The 17926-nt window shown below is 57.3% G+C and carries 18 protein-coding genes; 16 read left to right on the forward strand and 2 right to left on the reverse strand.

The annotated features are described in order from the left end of the window. Window positions 1-30: 30 nt before the first annotated feature. Window positions 31-1566, forward strand: coding sequence for a hypothetical protein (locus D5261_RS22585; protein WP_119321903.1), 1536 nt, complete (start codon window positions 31-33; stop codon window positions 1564-1566). Between the two features lie 260 nt (window positions 1567-1826). Here D5261_RS22585 and D5261_RS22590 read toward each other — a convergent pair whose 3' ends face one another. Continuing rightward, on the reverse strand, window positions 1827-2021 hold the full coding sequence (locus D5261_RS22590) for a hypothetical protein (RefSeq protein ID WP_119321902.1): 195 nt from the start codon (window positions 2019-2021) through the stop codon (window positions 1827-1829). On the opposite strand from D5261_RS22590, the gene D5261_RS22595 reads away from it, so the two are divergent. Further along, a complete protein-coding gene (locus tag D5261_RS22595) occupies window positions 1988-2731 on the forward strand; it encodes a hypothetical protein (RefSeq protein ID WP_125206028.1) in 744 nt (247 codons plus the stop codon). The two genes, D5261_RS22590 and D5261_RS22595, sit on opposite strands and share 34 nt — an antisense overlap. Window positions 2732-2765: 34 nt before the next feature. Beyond that, window positions 2766-5456 carry a hypothetical protein gene (locus D5261_RS22600; protein WP_119321900.1) on the forward strand — a complete coding sequence of 897 codons (2691 nt, stop codon included), beginning with the start codon at window positions 2766-2768 and terminating at the stop codon, window positions 5454-5456. A gap of 100 nt (window positions 5457-5556) precedes the next feature. Here the strand turns inward: D5261_RS22600 and D5261_RS22605 are convergent, their stop codons facing one another. Further along, window positions 5557-7614 (reverse strand): right-handed parallel beta-helix repeat-containing protein, encoded by a 2058-nt coding sequence (locus D5261_RS22605; RefSeq protein WP_119321899.1) that lies wholly within the window; start codon window positions 7612-7614, stop codon window positions 5557-5559. Window positions 7615-7774: 160 nt separating this feature from the next. Between D5261_RS22605 and D5261_RS22610 the strand changes: the two genes are divergently transcribed. The 13 genes from D5261_RS22610 (at window position 7775) to D5261_RS22665 (ending at window position 17925) form a co-directional block, all read left to right on the forward strand. Further along, window positions 7775-8167: a DUF3592 domain-containing protein gene (locus D5261_RS22610; RefSeq protein ID WP_119321898.1), complete on the forward strand. Its 393-nt coding sequence runs from the start codon at window positions 7775-7777 to the stop codon at window positions 8165-8167. A 216-nt stretch (window positions 8168-8383) separates the two neighbouring features. Beyond that, window positions 8384-9919: a YifB family Mg chelatase-like AAA ATPase gene (locus D5261_RS22615; protein WP_119321897.1), complete on the forward strand. Its 1536-nt coding sequence runs from the start codon at window positions 8384-8386 to the stop codon at window positions 9917-9919. A gap of 30 nt (window positions 9920-9949) precedes the next feature. Continuing rightward, the gene (locus D5261_RS22620; RefSeq protein WP_125206027.1) at window positions 9950-10180 is read left to right on the forward strand and encodes a hypothetical protein; all 231 of its coding nucleotides are present in this window, start codon (window positions 9950-9952) and stop codon (window positions 10178-10180) included. Next, window positions 10152-10583, forward strand: a complete 432-nt coding sequence (locus D5261_RS22625; RefSeq protein ID WP_119322217.1) for a type II toxin-antitoxin system VapC family toxin — start codon at window positions 10152-10154, stop codon at window positions 10581-10583. Before D5261_RS22620 ends, D5261_RS22625 begins: the two co-directional genes overlap by 29 nt. A 27-nt stretch (window positions 10584-10610) precedes the next feature. Continuing rightward, window positions 10611-10754, forward strand: coding sequence for a magnesium chelatase subunit ChlI family protein (locus D5261_RS33520; RefSeq protein ID WP_218025614.1), 144 nt, complete (start codon window positions 10611-10613; stop codon window positions 10752-10754). Window positions 10755-10804: 50 nt separating this feature from the next. Beyond that, window positions 10805-11662, forward strand: a complete 858-nt coding sequence (locus tag D5261_RS22630; RefSeq protein WP_119321896.1) for an inositol oxygenase family protein — start codon at window positions 10805-10807, stop codon at window positions 11660-11662. A gap of 67 nt (window positions 11663-11729) precedes the next feature. Then, window positions 11730-12170: a cupin domain-containing protein gene (locus D5261_RS22635; protein ID WP_119321895.1), complete on the forward strand. Its 441-nt coding sequence runs from the start codon at window positions 11730-11732 to the stop codon at window positions 12168-12170. A gap of 17 nt (window positions 12171-12187) precedes the next feature. Beyond that, window positions 12188-13081, forward strand: a complete 894-nt coding sequence (locus D5261_RS22640) for an alpha/beta hydrolase family protein (protein ID WP_119321894.1) — start codon at window positions 12188-12190, stop codon at window positions 13079-13081. A gap of 168 nt (window positions 13082-13249) precedes the next feature. Further along, on the forward strand, window positions 13250-14044 hold the full coding sequence (locus D5261_RS22645) for an alpha/beta hydrolase family protein (RefSeq protein WP_165864259.1): 795 nt from the start codon (window positions 13250-13252) through the stop codon (window positions 14042-14044). A gap of 33 nt (window positions 14045-14077) precedes the next feature. Beyond that, on the forward strand, window positions 14078-14836 hold the full coding sequence (locus tag D5261_RS22650; protein WP_119321892.1) for a hypothetical protein: 759 nt from the start codon (window positions 14078-14080) through the stop codon (window positions 14834-14836). Between the two features lie 42 nt (window positions 14837-14878). Continuing rightward, window positions 14879-15847 carry an alpha/beta hydrolase family protein gene (locus D5261_RS22655; protein WP_218025613.1) on the forward strand — a complete coding sequence of 323 codons (969 nt, stop codon included), beginning with the start codon at window positions 14879-14881 and terminating at the stop codon, window positions 15845-15847. 48 nt (window positions 15848-15895) lie between these two features. Next, window positions 15896-16972 carry an alpha/beta hydrolase family protein gene (locus D5261_RS22660; RefSeq protein ID WP_218025612.1) on the forward strand — a complete coding sequence of 359 codons (1077 nt, stop codon included), beginning with the start codon at window positions 15896-15898 and terminating at the stop codon, window positions 16970-16972. Further along, window positions 16969-17925 (forward strand): hypothetical protein, encoded by a 957-nt coding sequence (locus tag D5261_RS22665; protein WP_125206026.1) that lies wholly within the window; start codon window positions 16969-16971, stop codon window positions 17923-17925. The genes D5261_RS22660 and D5261_RS22665 overlap by 4 nt, the downstream gene beginning before the upstream one ends. Window position 17926 lies beyond the last annotated feature (1 nt).

Below are 17926 nucleotides of genomic sequence, written 5' to 3' on the forward strand. Positions count from 1 at the left end.
CAATGCCTCCCGAGACAAGGCGACCATGCGATGCTGTGGCGCAATGAGGAGGAAACTTTGAATTCGTTTCGAAATTATAAGATCGAGAACCCAGGCAAAGTTGCTTCGGAGGCAGATGTGTGTAAAAACAAACGTTCCGGCGCTTTAATGCTGATACTGACGCTCGCGCTCGTGTCGAATCTCATCGCCGCAGGCGCCACTCAAGACACTCGTCCGACATCTTGGAAGCTGGCCCAATGGATCAGTTGGCGCGATCAGCAGATAGCCCATATTCTGGAACCGACTTTTACGGATGCGTCCGGCGTGAAAATCGTCAAGCAGAAAGACGTCATCTCGCGCAGTCAAGATGCGTATCTGATTATTCAAGAGTGTCGGGAGGCGGATCCCAATTATTTTAGCGACGACGCCGGCCGTGCGCGAGAACTCAAGAACTTCGTCCGTTTTGTCACCGCACAGCAATGGATGGGCGTCATGGAGACAGTGGACGGCGCCGCGAAAAACACCCACGCCCTCGGCATGCCTGTCACCGATAGTGACTATTTTCACATTGCGGAGCCTTATGTTCGGTTCCCGGATCTCTTAAAAAGCCAGGACTTCCTCACAAAAATGGCAAATCCGGCAACATACCGTGATGCGCTGGCCATGATCCAGCAGCACAACAAAACACTCCCGGATAACCAAAAATGGAAATCCTTTTTCTTTAAGGCGCAGTTCATTACCACGGTCGATCCCGCAAAGACATATGGGCGGTTGTTGGTCGTCGCGCCCAATCAGCCCATGGGAGCATCTGGGGTCGCGGATCAGTGGATTGTCTTCGGCGTGGCCGCGCCGGATGCGCCCGCCGATGTTGAGATGAAAAGCGTATCCATGTTCACTGTCTATCGTCGAGCGTCGGATGCCAAACATACGGAGACGTATTTCAGCGACTTCATGCGCATGAAAGACGCGGCGTCGGATCAATATTCCGTCGTGTCTAACTTCACGATGCCAAACAACCCAAGTCACAACTGCTATAGCTGTCATAAGTCGAGTGTATTGCCAATTCACCCAGCATGTGAATACGATTTTGATACGAACGGTAAATTAGTTCCGAAAACCACTGGGGTCGGCTTGGCTCCCGCGGAAGTAAATGGCCTCATCGCGGGATATGGTCAGCCCAACTTTAGTCCACAGGACACCGGCGCCTACGGTCCCGGTCTTGGACCAGAAACGAATCCGAAGCGCACAGACGAATTTATCAAGGCCGCCACGAGCGGTTTAGACCTGCCGGCGTCATCCTACCGTGTGATTCGCGATGCGATGAAGTGCAGCAAGTGCCACAATGATTTCGCCGCGATTAACTATCCGCAGGCCGTACGGACAGACCTTGACCCTGGCGCAATTCTGGACAAGAATGGTATCGTGCATTCGTATATCGAGCAGGGCCTCATGCCGCGCGACCAGCATCTCTCCGCCGTGGAGCGCGAGGCCCTATGGAAGTGTTTGATGAAAGAATACTATGACGGGGAAGCTCAACAGGGTATTCTGTATGAATGGCTCAAAGGCGCGTCCGAACCTCGCAAGTGACCCGGAAACTTCCCGTCGATGTTTGGCAAGCGGTTGAAAATGCGCTGTCCGCACGGTTCGGCGGACGCGTACACATTGCCGCAGAGCCGCAAAACTTCTGGCCCGCGTTCGTCTTTCGGTGTTCACTGGAATCGTCGTCATCCGTCAAGATACCCGAGACCGCGATCGTGCGTATTCCGCGAGAGGACTCCGCGCGATCGGGACGAACCGGGCTGGATCGCGAATGCGCGGCGCTGCAATATCTGACGAAAATCGACGGCTCACTTGCGCCTTGTCTCCTGGCGGGCGGCGGTGATGCGGGTTTTCTTGTCACCGAAGATCTTGGAAACCGCCCTTCCCTGCTGGATCTGCTGCTCGGGACGGATGCAGAAGCGGCACGGCTTGGCTCTATTGCCTTCGCGCGTGGACTGGGGATACTGCCATGCGGACAGCGAGGCGTCTGGAAACTCTTTCACCCGCGCTGCCTATTGTCGGAGTCCCGGTCGCGGAGCACTGGCGGCAGGTGTGGGCCGCCGTCGCGCAGCTTGGCCTCCCCACCCCAAACGGCGTGGACGGCGATATCGAAGCGATTGCCCAGATCCTCGCGGATTCGGACGGCAGCCTGGCATTGTCCAGTGGCGATCCTTCCGCCGTTAACTGCAAGATCTTTCCTGGAGCAGTCCGGTTCTTCGACTTTGAGGAGGCGTGTTTTCGGCACGCGCTGGCTGACGCCACCGTCCTGCGCTTCCTCTCTCCGACGGGCGCTCCGCCCTGGCGCCTGCCGCAAGAGATCGCGCTTTCGATGGAGATGACGTACCGTACGGAACTCGCGCTGGCTTGCGCGTTGGCGCAGGACGATCGCCGCTATGAACAAGGCATGGCGGCGGCGGTAGCTGCGTGGACGATCGTCCGGCTGGCGCGGCTGCCAAAGATGGACGTCGGCCCGGACAGGAATATCTGGCTTGCGCTGCCGCCAGACTGGTCGCAACCGGCCCCTGCGCGCTCCCGCAAGCGGCAATTGGTCGCCATCCTCGAAGTATGCGTAGCCACGACCCGCCGCGCCGCTGCTTTCGACGCGTTCGCCGCGTGGTGTGAACGCCTGGCCGACGCGCTGCGCAAACGCTGGCCGGAAGGCGCAGGCGAACTTCCGCTCTATCCAGCATTCCTGAACGAAAAGTCCGTCTGACGAGACGAAATCCGTAGGAAGATCACGACGATCCATGCGACCACTTTTTCCCCTGACGGTTTTCACGATTGCCGCCCTATTGGGCATGTCCCCGGCGGCGAGATGCGCTCCAGACGCCACGACGCATCCACCGACGCTCCTGACGGCGCTTTCTCAAGCGGAAGCCGACTCTCACGCGACTCTCATCGTGGACGGCGAAAAGATCGAGCCGCCGAAGGGAAGTCCGCCGGCGGACGCCCACGACACGGTTGGCCAGGTCGCGAGTGCTTATGGGATGGCCGACGATCTCTTCGACGACGTGCGCGCCATCGGACCTGCCGGCATCTTTCGCTACAACGAGAATCCGGCGGATCCGAACCCGTTTGAGGACATGGACCCGCAGACAATCCTGCCGTTTCTTCTTGGAAACATCACCGACGACCAATGGCGCTTGCTGACCGGAGCCGCCGGCCTTGGCCTGACCGACCTGACGACGGACGCCCAGCGTTCACTCTTTATGGCGCTGTTCCCAAAGGGCAAAGTGCGGATCGCCCCAGGCTACGATTTTTCGGACAGCCCGCCGGGGATGCTGGACTTCACCGATCGCGTTCCTGCGGCAAAACTGCATTTGGGGCTGAAATCCGATCTCATCGCGCCGGTGAACGGACAGCAATATGGGTTTGGGGGTGATTTCGCCGCCGCCGGCGCTCCTCCCATCTACCACTTTGTGCAGCCATCTTCGGACGCAAGCTCCAAAGAGACGCTTTATGGCATTCCTGTTCGCGAGCGCCGGACGAACACGCTGAAAGAATCCGATCTGGATTGGTCGTTGGGGGCGTTGAAAACGCAGGTTTTGGTGGACGGCGTCCAAACCGTGGGCGAACTGGTCATCAGAATTGGCTGGGCGACCGGTTTGGAGCTTTACGCCGACCGATTGCTGGAGAAGAAGAGCGTCGCTCTGATAGGGAGCCGCCGAACCGCATCCGCCGAGGGGCTGCTGAAGGCGCTGGCGTACGCCACTGCTGGGACCTATCGAAAAGTCGGCGCCGCTTATGTACTGACCGACAACCGATTGGGACGCGTCGTGCTGTGGCGGCGTTGGTATGAAGTGGAAACGCTTGTCGGCCGGCAGCGTGACGAAATGAAAGACGCGCTGTCCAAGCGCGATCCGGAAACGCGGTTTGTGGACGATTTGAAAGTCGTCACCGACGACGTCGGCGTTCCCGCCGACCAGCTCCACAATCTCCTGCATCCCAAACAAGGCTACCCCAGCGAAATCACCGTCAAATACAAGGAGCTTTCGCCCGCTCAAAAGCGAGATGTTCTCCGCCAGAGAGATCTGATCGCCAAATATGTGAAACCCACGCCGCCGGCTTCTCCGCCGGTCAATCAGGATGACATCACCGTGCGCGTCAATCCCGTCGTCTACCTCACCGCGCCCGGGTTAGACGGCAGCGTCCCGATCAACGCCATTCTGTTTCTGAACGCGCTGTTTCCCGCATCCTCCACCCCCGCTTCGCCGGACAACGCCGAGCCTGCTCCGCCCGCTCCGGCGCGGCGCGCGCCAGAGTCGCCCAGAGCGCCGCTTGCAGCGGTCATCGCCGGTATCGGGCGCCGGGCGGTGCTGGCGCAGCCCAGGACGCCGGCGGAAGTGGACGATCTGATTGCGTCCATGCATACGATCGGACTGAATGAGTTGTGGCTGGACGTTTTTTCCGAGGGCAAATCCCATCTAGGCGCCTCAAAAAATTCGAAAGAGCCGGATATTCTTACGGAAGCGCTGCGAGTTGGGCCGAAAGCCGGCGTTCGTGTCGTCCCCGCACTCGATCTCTATCTGTGGGGTAAAGACGCTCCCGAGGCGGCGAGGGACCGCAACCTCCACGGCGACGATTCGCAGGAAGCCGATGCGCGCCAGATGCGCATTTATAACGATCGCACGGAAGAAACCGACGACGGAACACGGGTGGCGCCGCCATTTCCAGACCGGCTCTTCGTGCAGCCAAGCAGCCCCGAGGTCCAGTCGACTGTGACCGCGCTGCTGGCGCATTTGGCCGCTGTGAAAGGCGTTTCCGATTTGGTATGGAGGCAGACGGATACGCCGGGCTATCGCGTCTCGGACACGCAAAACACGCCCGAAATCCCCGATCTTGGCTATACGGAAGATCTGCGCCTCGGTTTTCTGCGTTCGGCGCACGAGGATCCGCTCGATATCTGGCCGAATGCGTTTGTCGGTATTGACCGCTACCTGCGCAAGGATGACACAATGCAGGTCTCAGAATTTCAGGATACGCGCTGGCGCACTTTTCGTAATCGCGCAAAACACGACATCCTTGCGCTCCTGCTTCAGTCCACTCGCGCGGCGGCCGGCGTGAAAGCGTTGACGATCTTTTTGCAGCAGGACGGCTATAACGGCGGCGGAACGGGCTGGTACGGAAGCTGGGACAGTCCGCAAAGCGCGCTCCCGGTTTACCACAGCGACGCCTATTTGGCCGTATCTCCGGATTACCGCAGGCTGGGCGACCGTCTCGCTCAGGCCAAGGCTCAGTCCCGGATCGCCCTCTACGTGATCCCGCCAGGCCGTGATGACAGCGCGCAGTTCCTGGCGGACGAAATCACCGCGAATGTCAAAGGCAAGCCCTGGGACGGCTTTGTGCTCGACGCCCGCCGCGACTCGATCGAACAGCGCGATCTCGCCTCCCCACCCGCCAATCCGCTCGCCGCCCTTGCGGACGGCATGGCGAAATAAACAAGCAGCGCCAATCCTTTCGCGAACGCCCTAAAGTTTTATCGTCCCCCGCCGATAATAGAGTTGGGAGTTTCTCCGTTTCTCCTTTTTGGCGCTCCCTTCACCGGGAGCGCTCTTTTTTATGCAATGGCTTTGCCGCACCGACTCCGACGAGATCGATCGGCTGGATTCCCAGCGAGATCGCGGGAGAGCTCGGCGAAAGTCGAAAGTCCTCCTTTTGTGGGTTGGCGAAGAGCGGGTCGGCGAGCAGGGAATGGGTGTCATGCTCGCTCTTTTGCCAATCTGCGAATGAGGCGCCCGCAAATTTCGCGGCGCCGCTGCGGCGCCAATACAAGTTATCGTCCATAACAAACTGCTGTCCCGTCCAGTTGCCGTTTAAAAAATCTCCCTGCTCGCAGTACACGATGTTTTTGCGGAACGTAAACGACAGATGATCCTCGGCGCGGGTCCGGGCCAACTGCGCCTCCTGGTTGCAAGCGAAAATGTTGTTTTCGATAACATTGTCTTTGCCGTAATGCTGATGAAAGCCCTCCGCTTTGCATCCGTAGACGATGTTGTCCATCACGCGAAGGCCCGTCGAGCCTTCGTCCAGATAGATCCCCCACCCGCCATAAGAAAACGATTGCACGTCATGGACCAGATTATGAGAGACTACGCTCCCCTGCTGATTGCCGAGCGTGTAGATCCCGCCCATGTCGCTCAGAACGCCGCGTCCAATATCGTGGATCGCATTGTATGACACTTGCGTATTCTGCGCCGCCGCCGGTCCATACCCCCAGGTCCAGCCGACGGAGACGCCGGTATAGCCCAGGTTATAGATGTCGTTGTGCAGGATTTTGTTACCCGGACTTTGCCCAATCCAGACCCCAATCGCTGCAGGGTGCACCATGCCCCCATCGTAAATACGGCAGTTTTCCACGCGGTTATCGCGCGTGACACCATCTCCGTCGGGACGAATTTCCCCTTCTCCGATCTTCACTCCGCCCGCGCCCAGATCGTGCAGCCGGCAGCCGATCAGAGAGTTGTTGCGGCAGGCCCTGCCCCATTCGACGGCGTAAGTTCCCACGTGCGCGATCTCGCAGTTTTCCAGCTGGCAGTCACGCGTCCCAACAGCAGTGACGACGGCAGGCTGCTGCATTTCGGCCTGACTGCACGAGTAGCCCTCCGCCGCGAGTGTCCAGTCGGCGTCTTCGAAGGTGATACCGCGCAGCGTGACGCCGCTCACCCACTGCTTTTTGTCCGTGTCTCCCGCAAACCGCACAAGCTCGGTAAGACGCGGGACGATCGGCGCAAATGCGCGGAGGTTTTCTCCTGGCAGCGGATGGTAGGTCACGGTCCCCGCAGCCTTGTCCAGATACCAGCTTCCGGGCTCTTTGGGCAACGCCTCAAAAACATTCTCCACGCGAAATCGATTGCCCTTTTGCAGCCCAGCCCAATAATCCGTACTGCATGTCGGCCCCGTGAAACGCACCCTATTCGTCAGTTCGTCCATCGACGCGATTCGCATCCGAGACATGCTCCAGATGTGGTAACACAGCACATCGACATCGGAAAGATTGCGCCAGTGCGCGTTGAGATCCCCGGCTTGAGAGACAAAACCATCAAATCCTTGCTTGGGACGCGTGGACGGCGCATCCGCGGCGATCAGATAATATCCTCCGCCGGAAGGCAAGCTTGGTCGAGGACGCCGCGCGCCGTTGACGAAGAACTGCCGGAAATCCCACGGAGCGTTCGCTTTCGGAAGAGAGGTCGTCCAAAAACCGTCAACGCCTTTGCGCCAGCCCGTAACGCGTCGACCGCCGCTCAGGACCGGTTTCTCGCCAGGAAAGGCTTCAAAGACCACGGGGGCGTCACGCGTCCCCGAATCCTCCGGCGTCAAAGTCAGCGGCGACGTGAGGAAGTACACGCCTCCCCGCACCTGCACCGTCGCCGCTTTCCCCGCCAGCGCGCCCTGCTTCCGCAAAAGCCTCAGATGATTTCGCGCGCTCTCAATCGTCCCCAACGGCCCATCCGTCGCCCCTTTGTTCGGCTCCGCCAACCTCCCCGTCCAAGCGTCATTGCCATGAGGGCTGACATACAATGTCACCCCGGGAATTGCTCCCTGCGCGCAGCCACACGCGAACGGACTCACGGCCAGCAAAACAGCAAATTTATTCATGACCGCCTATTGGCGCTTTACCGACTCTTTCCCTCCACTCAGCCGATCCAAAAATCCGCCGACCACATTTCCCCTTCCCGCGCGTAGGTACGATGGCCCATGCGAAGTAAAGTGAGGTTATGCTAGAGTCTATGTGAGGCGCGGAGAGGGGGAACGGGACATGTCCGTAATCAAGTTCGGGCTGATTGTGATCGGCGTTATCATCGTCGTTGTTGGCGTTTGTAATCGACAGCAACAATCCGGGGCGACGCTTGGGATGAATAGCGCTGTGGGACAAGTCGTTGGTCAGAACCAAGTGAGCACCTATTTCGGCGCTTACAAAGTCGCCGTGATTCAATTCCCCACGACCGACTCGACACAGGTAACCATCACCTTGGAGCAGCCCAGCTCCTATCGAATCGGGGACAAGGTAACGATCTACTATGACCCCGCAAATCCAGAACGAGACTGGGCCATCCCATCCGGTCTGACGCCTTGGCAATTAGCCTTCACCATCATCGTTGGCGTATGCATAGTAATTGTCGGTCTGGTGATGAAGAGCGGAAATCGATAATTATTGGATTGGATGGAAATATAGTAAAATGACTTGCCTGGTGACGACGCTTTGAGTAAGGTCTTCACCAAGAGCTTTTTTCGACACGTTCCGGATTCGTCACAACTCTGAGAGTGCTCATCCAAGATGACAGCAGGAAAGTATTCGCTGCCTACCGAACAAGCAGGCAATTGACTGACGTGACGAACGTCAGTTTCGTTGTCAAAAGGGACGCCCATGCTCGCTCAAGTCGACTCCGCCGCCACTCTTGGTATAGACGCCTACGTTGTTCGTGTCGAAGTGGATATTTCCTCGACGATACCCATGTTCGCCATCGTTGGCCTGCCGGACGCCGCCGTGCAGGAATCGCGCGAGCGGGTTCGCAGCGCTATCCGTAATACGGGATATGAATTTCCCCTGCGGCGGATCACGATCAATCTCGCCCCAGCCGATATTAAGAAGCAAGGCCCGTCTTTCGATCTTCCCATTGCGATTGGCCTGCTTGCCGCAACCGGACAAGTCTCCACGGATCATCTGGATAAGGGTTTATTCATCGGCGAACTTGCGCTCGATGGCGGCGTCAGCCCCGTCGCAGGTATCCTCCCCATCGCCATTCGCGCCAAGGCGGAGAAGAAGAAGTTTCTCGTCGTTCCCGAGGCCAATGCGCGCGAGGCCGCCGTCGTCGGCGATGTCGATATCTATCCTGTCAAAACACTCGCCGAAGTCGTCGCGCTGCTCAACGATTTCGAAAAAACCGCGCCCTTGCCCGCCGATCCCGTCGGTCTCCTGAACGCCGACCAGCACTACGATATCGACTTCGCCGATGTCAAGGGTCAGGAGCACGTCAAGCGCGCCTTGGAAGTTGCTGCGGCAGGCGGCCATAATATTCTCCTAGTCGGTCCACCAGGATCGGGCAAGACGATGCTCGCACGCCGCCTGCCGACCATTCTGCCGCCGCTCAATCTCGATGAAGCGCTTGATATCACCAAAATTTATAGCGTCTCCGGCCTGCTCGGCACGCACACAGCTTTGGTGACCAAGCGCCCCTTCCGCAGTCCGCACCACTCGATCTCCACCGCCGCCCTCGCCGGCGGCGGCAGCAACCCGCGTCCCGGCGAAGTCTCCCTCTCCCACCACGGAGTCTTATTCTTAGATGAGTTGCCCGAATTCCGAAGAGATGTCCTCGAAGTCCTGAGACAGCCGCTCGAAGACGGCCACGTCACCATTGCCCGTATCGCCGGCACCATGACCTACCCGGCACGCCTGATGCTCGTGGCGGCGATGAACCCCTGCCCATGCGGCTACTTCGGCGACACCATCAAAAGCTGCACCTGCTCCCCGCAAATGATCGCCAAGTACCTCCAGCGCATTTCCGGCCCTCTGCTCGACCGCATCGACATCCACATCGAAGTCCCGCGCCTGCCTCAGGACGAAATGCTGCAAAGCTCCGGAACCGGCGAAACCAGCGCAACGATCCGCAGCCGCATCATCGCCGCCCGCGATCTGCAAAAGCAGCGCTTCACCGGCACCGACCTGCAAAACAACGCCAGTATGGCCAGCAAACAACTCAAGGAGTACTGCGCCGTCGATAAAGAAGTCAAAGATCTGCTCAGAGCGGCCATTTCCCAGCTTGGTCTGAGCGCCCGCGCCTACGACCGTATCTTGAAACTAGCGCGAACGGTGGCGGACTTGGATGGGGCCAAGGATATTGGGCTGGGACATGTGGCGGAGGCGATCCAGTACCGGGCGCTGGATCGGAAGTTGTGGGGATAATTAGAGTAAAATGCGGTATGGAGGGCAATTATGACTCGAACATTGAATGCGACCTTTGATGGCGCGTCGTCCCTGAAACTGGACGAGCAGCTTGACTTGGCTCCCAACACGATCGTTCGTGTGACGATTGAAACGGTTGACGTCCCAGCAGCCAATGATTTCTTGGCGGTTTGCCTTGCTGCAAACTTAGATGGTCCCGAGGATTGGTCGGAAAATTTGGAGCACTATCTTTATGGCGACAAGCGCGACTCTTCAGAATAAAGTCTTTCTTGACACGTCTTATATTATCGCTCTCTCCACGCCTAAGGATAATCATCATCACATTGCCTTAGATCTACGCACAATGATTGTAGATGCCAATCCAAGCCTCATTACATCGCAAGGTGTCCTTCTTGAGATTGGCAATTCGCTCTCGAAAATTCAACATCGCAAAATTGCCGCCGTGATTCTCTCCGCGTTATCAAACGATCCACGTATAGAAATTGTCGATTTGACCATTGATCTTTACGAAGCCGCACTTCTCCTTTATGCAACGCGCCCAGACAAGGAGTGGGGCTTGACGGATTGTTTATCGTTCACGATAATGGAACAGCGTGGAATTCATCAAGCGTTAACGGCGGATGAGCACATCACACAAGCTGGCTATCAAGCTTTAATGCGATAGAACGATCCCATTTGCTATGGTTCCAGATTGAGCGTCCGTGCCTACGACAGCATCCTCAAGTTCGCGCGGACTGTGGCGGATCTCGACGCGGCGACGGATATTGGGGTTGGGACATGTGGCGGAGGCGATCCAGTATCGCGCGCGGGATCGGAAGGTGTGGGGGTAAGATAAATCGTCTCTGTATCTTCGTGAATGGACTTCAGACATAGGAGGATATCCCAATGGCGGATGTGATTGAAGTGGAAGACGCTTTGGAGGAATTCCAAAAAGGGCGGTATGAGGATCCGGACACCGGTTCGGAAGCAAAAGGCAAAGAGGATTACCGCGATTATGACGCTGAGGCGCGGGCTACGGTCAAGGAATTCTACCGGCTAAACCATACCTACCAAACATACGATTTTGTGCAGCGAAAAAAAGAGCAATATCTGTCCTTGAGCCGAAGGAAGATGGGGATTTGGGAAGCGATGGAGTTTCTCAACAATCTCGTCGATGACAGCGATCCGGACACGGACCTCACGCAGATCGAACATCTTATGCAGACTGCGGAGGCGATCCGCGCCGACGGACATCCGCGCTGGTTCATTCTCACCGGGCTTATTCACGACCTTGGCAAGATCCTCTGCCTGTGGGACGAACCACAGTGGGCCGTCGTCGGCGATACATTCCCCGTGGGCTGCGCTTACAGCGATAAGGTCGTCTTCCCCGAATTTTTTGCGCTCAACCCAGACTCTCAGGTTTCCGAATATCAAACGCCTCGCGGAATTTATGAGCCTGCCTGCGGTCTTGACAACGTGCATCTCTCCTGGGGGCACGACGAATATCTCTATCAGGTAGTCAAGGACCATATGCCGGAAGAAAGTCTGTACATGATCCGGTATCACTCCTTTTACGCCGCCCATCGCGAAGGGGCATACATGTACCTGATGAACGATCGAGATCAGGAGATGTTTGCATGGGTGCGAAAGTTCAATCCCTACGATCTCTACTCAAAAACGCCTGTCCGGCCGGATGTCGCCGCCCTGCGTCCTTACTACGAGGAGCTGATCGCCGAATACTTCCCGGCGACGCTGCGCTGGTAATCGCATTTCGGTTTCGCGTGAGGAATCGCATCCTCGCTGAGGAACATTCTATAAGGAAGGCAGCACAATGCCCGCGGAACACAACAAGCATTTTCAGCTCGGCCAGCTGGAAATCCGATTCCTGCTCGACGGCGACGACACCGACGGCCGCCAGTGCGCGTTTGAGTTTACTGTGCCGCCGGGCGCGCGCGTGCCGGCGGCCCACTACCACGAGCACGTTGACGAGATCATTTACGGTTTGGAGGGAACGCTGACGTTCACCGTCGATGGCGTTCCCCACCCGCTCGGCCCCGGCGACAGCGTCTTCGTCCCGCGCGGCGCGGCGCACCACTTTGTCAACAGAAGCGCCGCGACAACGCGCACCCTGGCGGTGCTCACTCCCGCCAGCATTGGTCCCGCGTATTTCCGCGACATTGCCGCTCTCCTCGCGGCGGGAGGGCCGCCCGATCCCGTAAAAGTGGCGGCAGTCATGCGCCAGCATGGACTGATCGTCGCGCCGACCGAGTAAGGCATCGTCACCATCTTATGAATCCAATACGTCTCATTCGTCATTCCCTCCTGATTGCCGTTCTCCTCGTTTTGCTCACGGCGGCGCTGGCCTTGGGAGATACGTCCTCCCCTGTGCTGGAGCCTGGAATGCACGGTTTGATCGTCCAAACAAAAACTGCCGTTCATTCGACGGTGACGCTGTGGGTAATACTTCCGGAGGATACGGGCAAAAAAATCGGGTGCGTGATCATCGCGCCGGCAGGCACGCCGGAAATTTGGGGTTCGGAGTTAGGGAATACTGAGGAGTACTATCCCTACGTGCGCGCTGGTTTCGCGGTGGTCGCATATTCGCTGGACGGGCCGGCGCCCGACGATCGGAACAGCCAGGATCTCGCAACAATGGCCGCCAGTCACGCCGCCTTCGCCCGTGCGGGCGCGGGCGTGGCGGACGCAGGCGCGGCGATCGATTATATCGTACACCATGTTCCACAAGTCGACCCAAAGAGAATCTATTCAGCGGGCCATAGCTCCGCCGGTACGGTCGCGCTGCTCGTCGCCGCCAAGGATCGACGCATTCGGGGCTGCCTGGCCTACTGCCCGCCGACCGACCTAATGGCGGAACACGCGGACGAAATTTCTGCGCTGCAAGACGTAATGCCGGATATCTCCGTTTTTTGTACAAAGAATTCACCATCGACGAATGTGAAAAGGATCACGTGTCCGGTCTTTCTTTTCACGTCACTGGCCGACACCGTCGTTTCACCGGGCTACGTCTACCGGTTCGATAAGATCCTGAAGCGCACAAACTCGCGCGTGACCTTTGCTTGCGTGCGCGATGGCGGCCATTACGAAGCGATGATCAATGATGGCGTTCCGCGTGGGATCGAATGGCTGAAAATCGTAGACGCCAAACTGAAAAGTCAGAAATAAAAGCGCTTGCCATAACGCTCCCATGATCTCGTTGCTGGTTCGAGCTCTATGGAAGGTGAAATGAGATTGACGATTAATTCCACGGCTCGAATTGTACTCTTGTCTGCCGCCGTATTGACATTGCTCTGGCTTATCTCAGATAAGCCGCATCCGCGGAGAAGCGCCGCGATGCCGACATTTGAGCCGGGCATGAGCGGCTCAGTGGTTCAAACGAGGACCGCGATAAACTCTCGCGTGACGCTTTGGGTGTTTCTCCCGCCGAATACGGGCAAAAAGATCGGCTGCGTTATTATTGCTCCATCCGGCACCCCTCAAATCTATGGGGCGGATCTAGGGAATACGCAGGAATACTTTCTCTACGTTCGGGCCGGTTTCGCGGTGGTGGCTTACTCGCTGGACGGCAGTTTGCCGGACGACCCAAGCGTGGATCAAACACTCGACGCACATCGCGCGTTCGCGAGGGCCGGCGCGGGAGTGGAGGACGCGAATGCGGCGATCGATTATATTCACCGATATCTTCCGCAAATCGATCCAATGAGAATTTACACCGCCGGCCACAGCTCCGCTGGAGCGGAGGCGCTGCTCGTCGCCGCCACGAATCCCCGAATTCACGGCTGCCTGGCTTACTGTCCGCCGACGGACTTAATCGCCGAGCATGGAGGGAAACTTGCGGGCCTTCAGGAATTTATTCCCGACATCCGCAGTTTCCTTACTCACACCTCTCCGTCCGAGAATATTCATAAACTCAGCTGTCCCGTATTTTTGTTTGCGTCTCTTGGCGATCGGACGATTGCCGCCGCATCTGTGGATAAATTTGCCAACGAGCTCAAGCGCGAAAATTCACACGTATCTTTCGTCTGCGCACGCGATGGCGGCCATTACGAAGCGATGATCAAGGACGGCGTTCCGCGCGGGGTCGAGTGGCTGAAGATCGTAGACACCAAGCTGAAAAGTCAGAAATAAAAGCTCGCCATGACCTGAACAGGAGGCTTCGTCATGCACCGCCCCTCTCTGCGTTTCTCAGCGCCGTATTTCTTTTGCGGCTTGTCGCTGTTAAGTCTTGCCGCGATTGCCGAACAAGCCGACATCGCAGCGCCCCCGAAGCATCTCGCGCAGGCTGAGAAGCTCGTCGATAACCTCAAGGGCGCCCAGGAAAATGTTTATGGCGGCGGCAAGCGCCATATCGATTGGGCGCCGGATGAGTGCGCCGCGCGAACCGTGTGTTCGAGTTTTATGACTCTGCTGCTACAGCATACTTACGGCTGGACCAGTGACGCCTTTCAGGACAAGATGCATTCCACCAATCCGGAAGCCGGCGATTATCACGACGCCATCGTGGACCGGCGCGGTTTCAAGCAAGTCCGTCATATGAGCGCCTTGCGCCCGGGCGATATTCTGGCGGTGAAGTATACGGATCACCATGTCAGCAGCGATGGGGTTGAGGATACGGGGCATGTGATGCTTGTCCGAGAAGCGCCGGTGCTTATGGAGAGTAAAAAGCCGGTCATCCCGGGAACACAGCAGTATCGCGTGGTAATTATCGATTCCAGCGCATCGGGACATGGACCGACCGATACGCGCGCAAAACCGGAAGGCGGCTTCACGGGCGGTATTGGAAGCGGGACGATACGCCTCTACGCCGACGCCTCTGGAGAGATCGAAGGTTACACCTGGAGCAACACAACAAGCTCCCCATACTATACCGGTCCCGCGCGCGATCTTGTGGCGGGCCGGTTGAAATTTACGGATTGGTAAGAATCTTTTCAGCACAAGTAGAAATTAAAGTAGATAAACCACATGAATGACTTCGGACTGCCGCCTCAGCCCCCTCGCCGTATCTCTCCGGTCCTGATCGCAGGCGTCACGTTTGCCGTGGTCTTTCTCGTGATGTGGTTTGTGACGCGCGCTCATCATAACAAGATGACGCTTGCGGCGGCGCGTTTGGTATTCACGACACATCTGACCGCGCATAAAAAGACAACGGATCCCGCGCCGCCGCCGCCAGAGTACTCCCCAATCTCGATGGTCATGTATCCCGCGCCTCTGGGAAAGTATCCGGCATACATCACCGCGCCCCACACAAAGGGCGTCAAGTATCCGGCGATCATCTGGCTGGCCGGCGGTTTCGACAATGGGATCGGCGACACGCCGTGGGCGGCGGCGGACCCGAGCAACGATCAGTCCGCGCGGGCGTTTCCCGAAGCGGGGATCGTGACAATGTATCCGTCGCTACGCGGCGGAAACAATAATCCCGGCTATATGGAATCGTTTTACGGCGAGGTCAACGATGTGCTGGCGGCGGAAAAATATCTGGCGCAGCTGCCATATGTCGATCCCAAGCGCATCTATCTCGGCGGCCACAGCACCGGCGGGACGCTTGCTCTGTTAGCCGACGAATCGACGAACCAATTTCGCGCCGTCTTCTCCTGCGGCCCCGTTGCGCGCGCCACCGATTACGGCCCGGAAAACCTCACTTACGATACCGATGATGACAATGAGAATCGGCTTCGCTCTCCCATCGAGTTCCTCGATTCGATCAGCACGCCGACATATATCATTGAGGGAACGGACGGCACATCCAATATCCGCTCGCTGAATGAATTACAATCGGCAAACGCGAATCCACTGATCCATTTCCTCCCGATCCCATTCCAAGACCACTTTAGCGAGCTTGCCGTCTCTACGCCGATGCTCGCCCGATGGATTATCCACGACACCGGCCCGAAGTTCCAGGTCAAGGACGCCGCCGCCGCCGCGCTGAAGTAATTCTGAAAATGACGATGAGGACGTTTAAGGTGTACCGATGAGCATGCGATGTCGGATTTCGTTGTGCTTCCTCGCTGGGATGCGCGACTGAAGTATAATGTCCGTATGAAAGTCCAGAACGATGTGTTTCAATCGCAATTATGCCTCTCCCACGCAGGGATATTAACGATCGTGCTGTGTGCGCTTGCCGCGACCCCGTTCAAGGAGGCGCACGCCGCGCAATCCGCCCCACATAAGCGTTCGTCTCTCGTACAGGCGCGCGCGGGCTTCGTCACCCACCTCACGACGAACAAGAAGACAACGGATCCCGTCCCGACTCCGCCAGCCGGTGTGCTGTCTCTGGTGAACTATCCCGCTCCTCTCGGAAATTTCCCCGCTTATATCAGCGCGCCGCCTACAACGGATAAGCGTTATCCCGCCATTGTGTGGATTGCCGGCGGTTTTGACAATGGGATCGGCGATACGCCTTGGACGCCTCAGGAGGCGGACAACGACCAATCGGCCAGCGCATTTCGAGAGGCTGGCATTGTCACGATGTATCCTTCTCTGCGCGGAGGAAACAACAATCCTGGCTACATCGAATCCTTCTATGGAGAAGTCGAAGACGTGCTTGCGGCGGCGAAATATCTCGCCCAGCAGCCATTTGTTGACCCGAAACGGATCTACCTTGGCGGTCACAGCACCGGCGGAACTTTAGTTCTGCTCGCCGATGAATCGACCGATCTTTTTCGAGCCGTGTTTTCCTTCGGCCCTGTTGCGCGCGCTTCCGAGTATGACGATGCGTCTCTGACTTTCGACTCCAGTAACGAGATGGAGAATCGGCTGCGGTCGCCTATATCTTTCCTGGATGCGATTACCAGTCCCACCTACGTCATTGAAGGAACAGCGGATCCTTCCAACATCGCGGCGGTCAACGAGCTAGAGGCGGCAAACAGCAATCCGCGAATCCACTTCATCCCGATCGACGACCAAACTCATTTCAGCGAGTTAGCAATCTCCACGCCAATGGTCGCCAAATGGATTACGGGCGACAGCGGCCCGTATTTCCGCATCGGCGCCGCGGACAATACGCCCGCGCAGACAACAGCGAAGAAAGTAATCAAGAAAAAGGCCAAGCGACATTGAACACGTCAAGCGGAACTGGGAATGGGATAGATCGACAAATAATAGCGAGTGCGGAAGAATTGATTGGCGTCTGGAGCGGATCGGAGTTCCCAACGCAAGAAACGACAATTGTGCTTTGTAAGGACGGGCACGGTCTCTATTTTTACTACCATGGGAGCGACGGCCGTGCGACATTTGTCGATGAGTTCCGATGGACAATCGGAGAAAAAGAGCTCAATCTCTTCTGGCCCGAACACGTCATCCCTCTCTCGGAGACGCAAGGATATGACGAAAGCCAATCCGAAGTTGACGGAGATGAGTGGGTCTTACAAAGAGATTATGAGGTTGCCTCCTCGTGTTGGTTTACAGATAACAGCAAGTCGCGGCTTGTCCTCGCCATCGATAGCGATTTTGCCTTTGCCCCGATGCTCAATCGATTGCAGTCGAACCCGGTCTACGAGCATGAGCTGGCGCGCCTGAAACATTTGGCCGCAAATTTCAACCCATTCAGCTCAGATCGCCAAGTGTGGCTAGTGAGCGAAGGCGTCTGGACGAAAGCTGTCGTCGCCGCAGGAAATACATACGAGGAATATTATCCCATTGCCGGCGTGCAACGGCTGCCGATTGTCTTAGGGTGTCTTGGCCTGATGCTCACGGATCCCGTTTCTCCGCATCAGCATCATCCAGATATCATTTATGTTCTAGCGATGCTGCCGCCGCTAGGGATTCTTGCCAACTTCAAGAGTGAAGGCGCACCGCTCCCAATGCGTCGGCTCTTTCTCAGCCTCGCGGTATGGTATTGCTTAATGAGCATCATTATCATCATGGGGAATATCGCGCATCACTGGCAAAGGGCTTGGCAGATCCCCATGGCGCTGATCGCCTTCGGGATCTATTCTTGCGTGCTGATACTCGCTCAGGAGGTTTTGCGTCATCTAAGCCAGTTGAAAAAGTTGCTTGGAGCTAAGCAATAAC

It is taken from the genome of Capsulimonas corticalis (assembly GCF_003574315.2).
GTDB lineage: Bacteria > Armatimonadota > Armatimonadia > Armatimonadales > Capsulimonadaceae > Capsulimonas > Capsulimonas corticalis.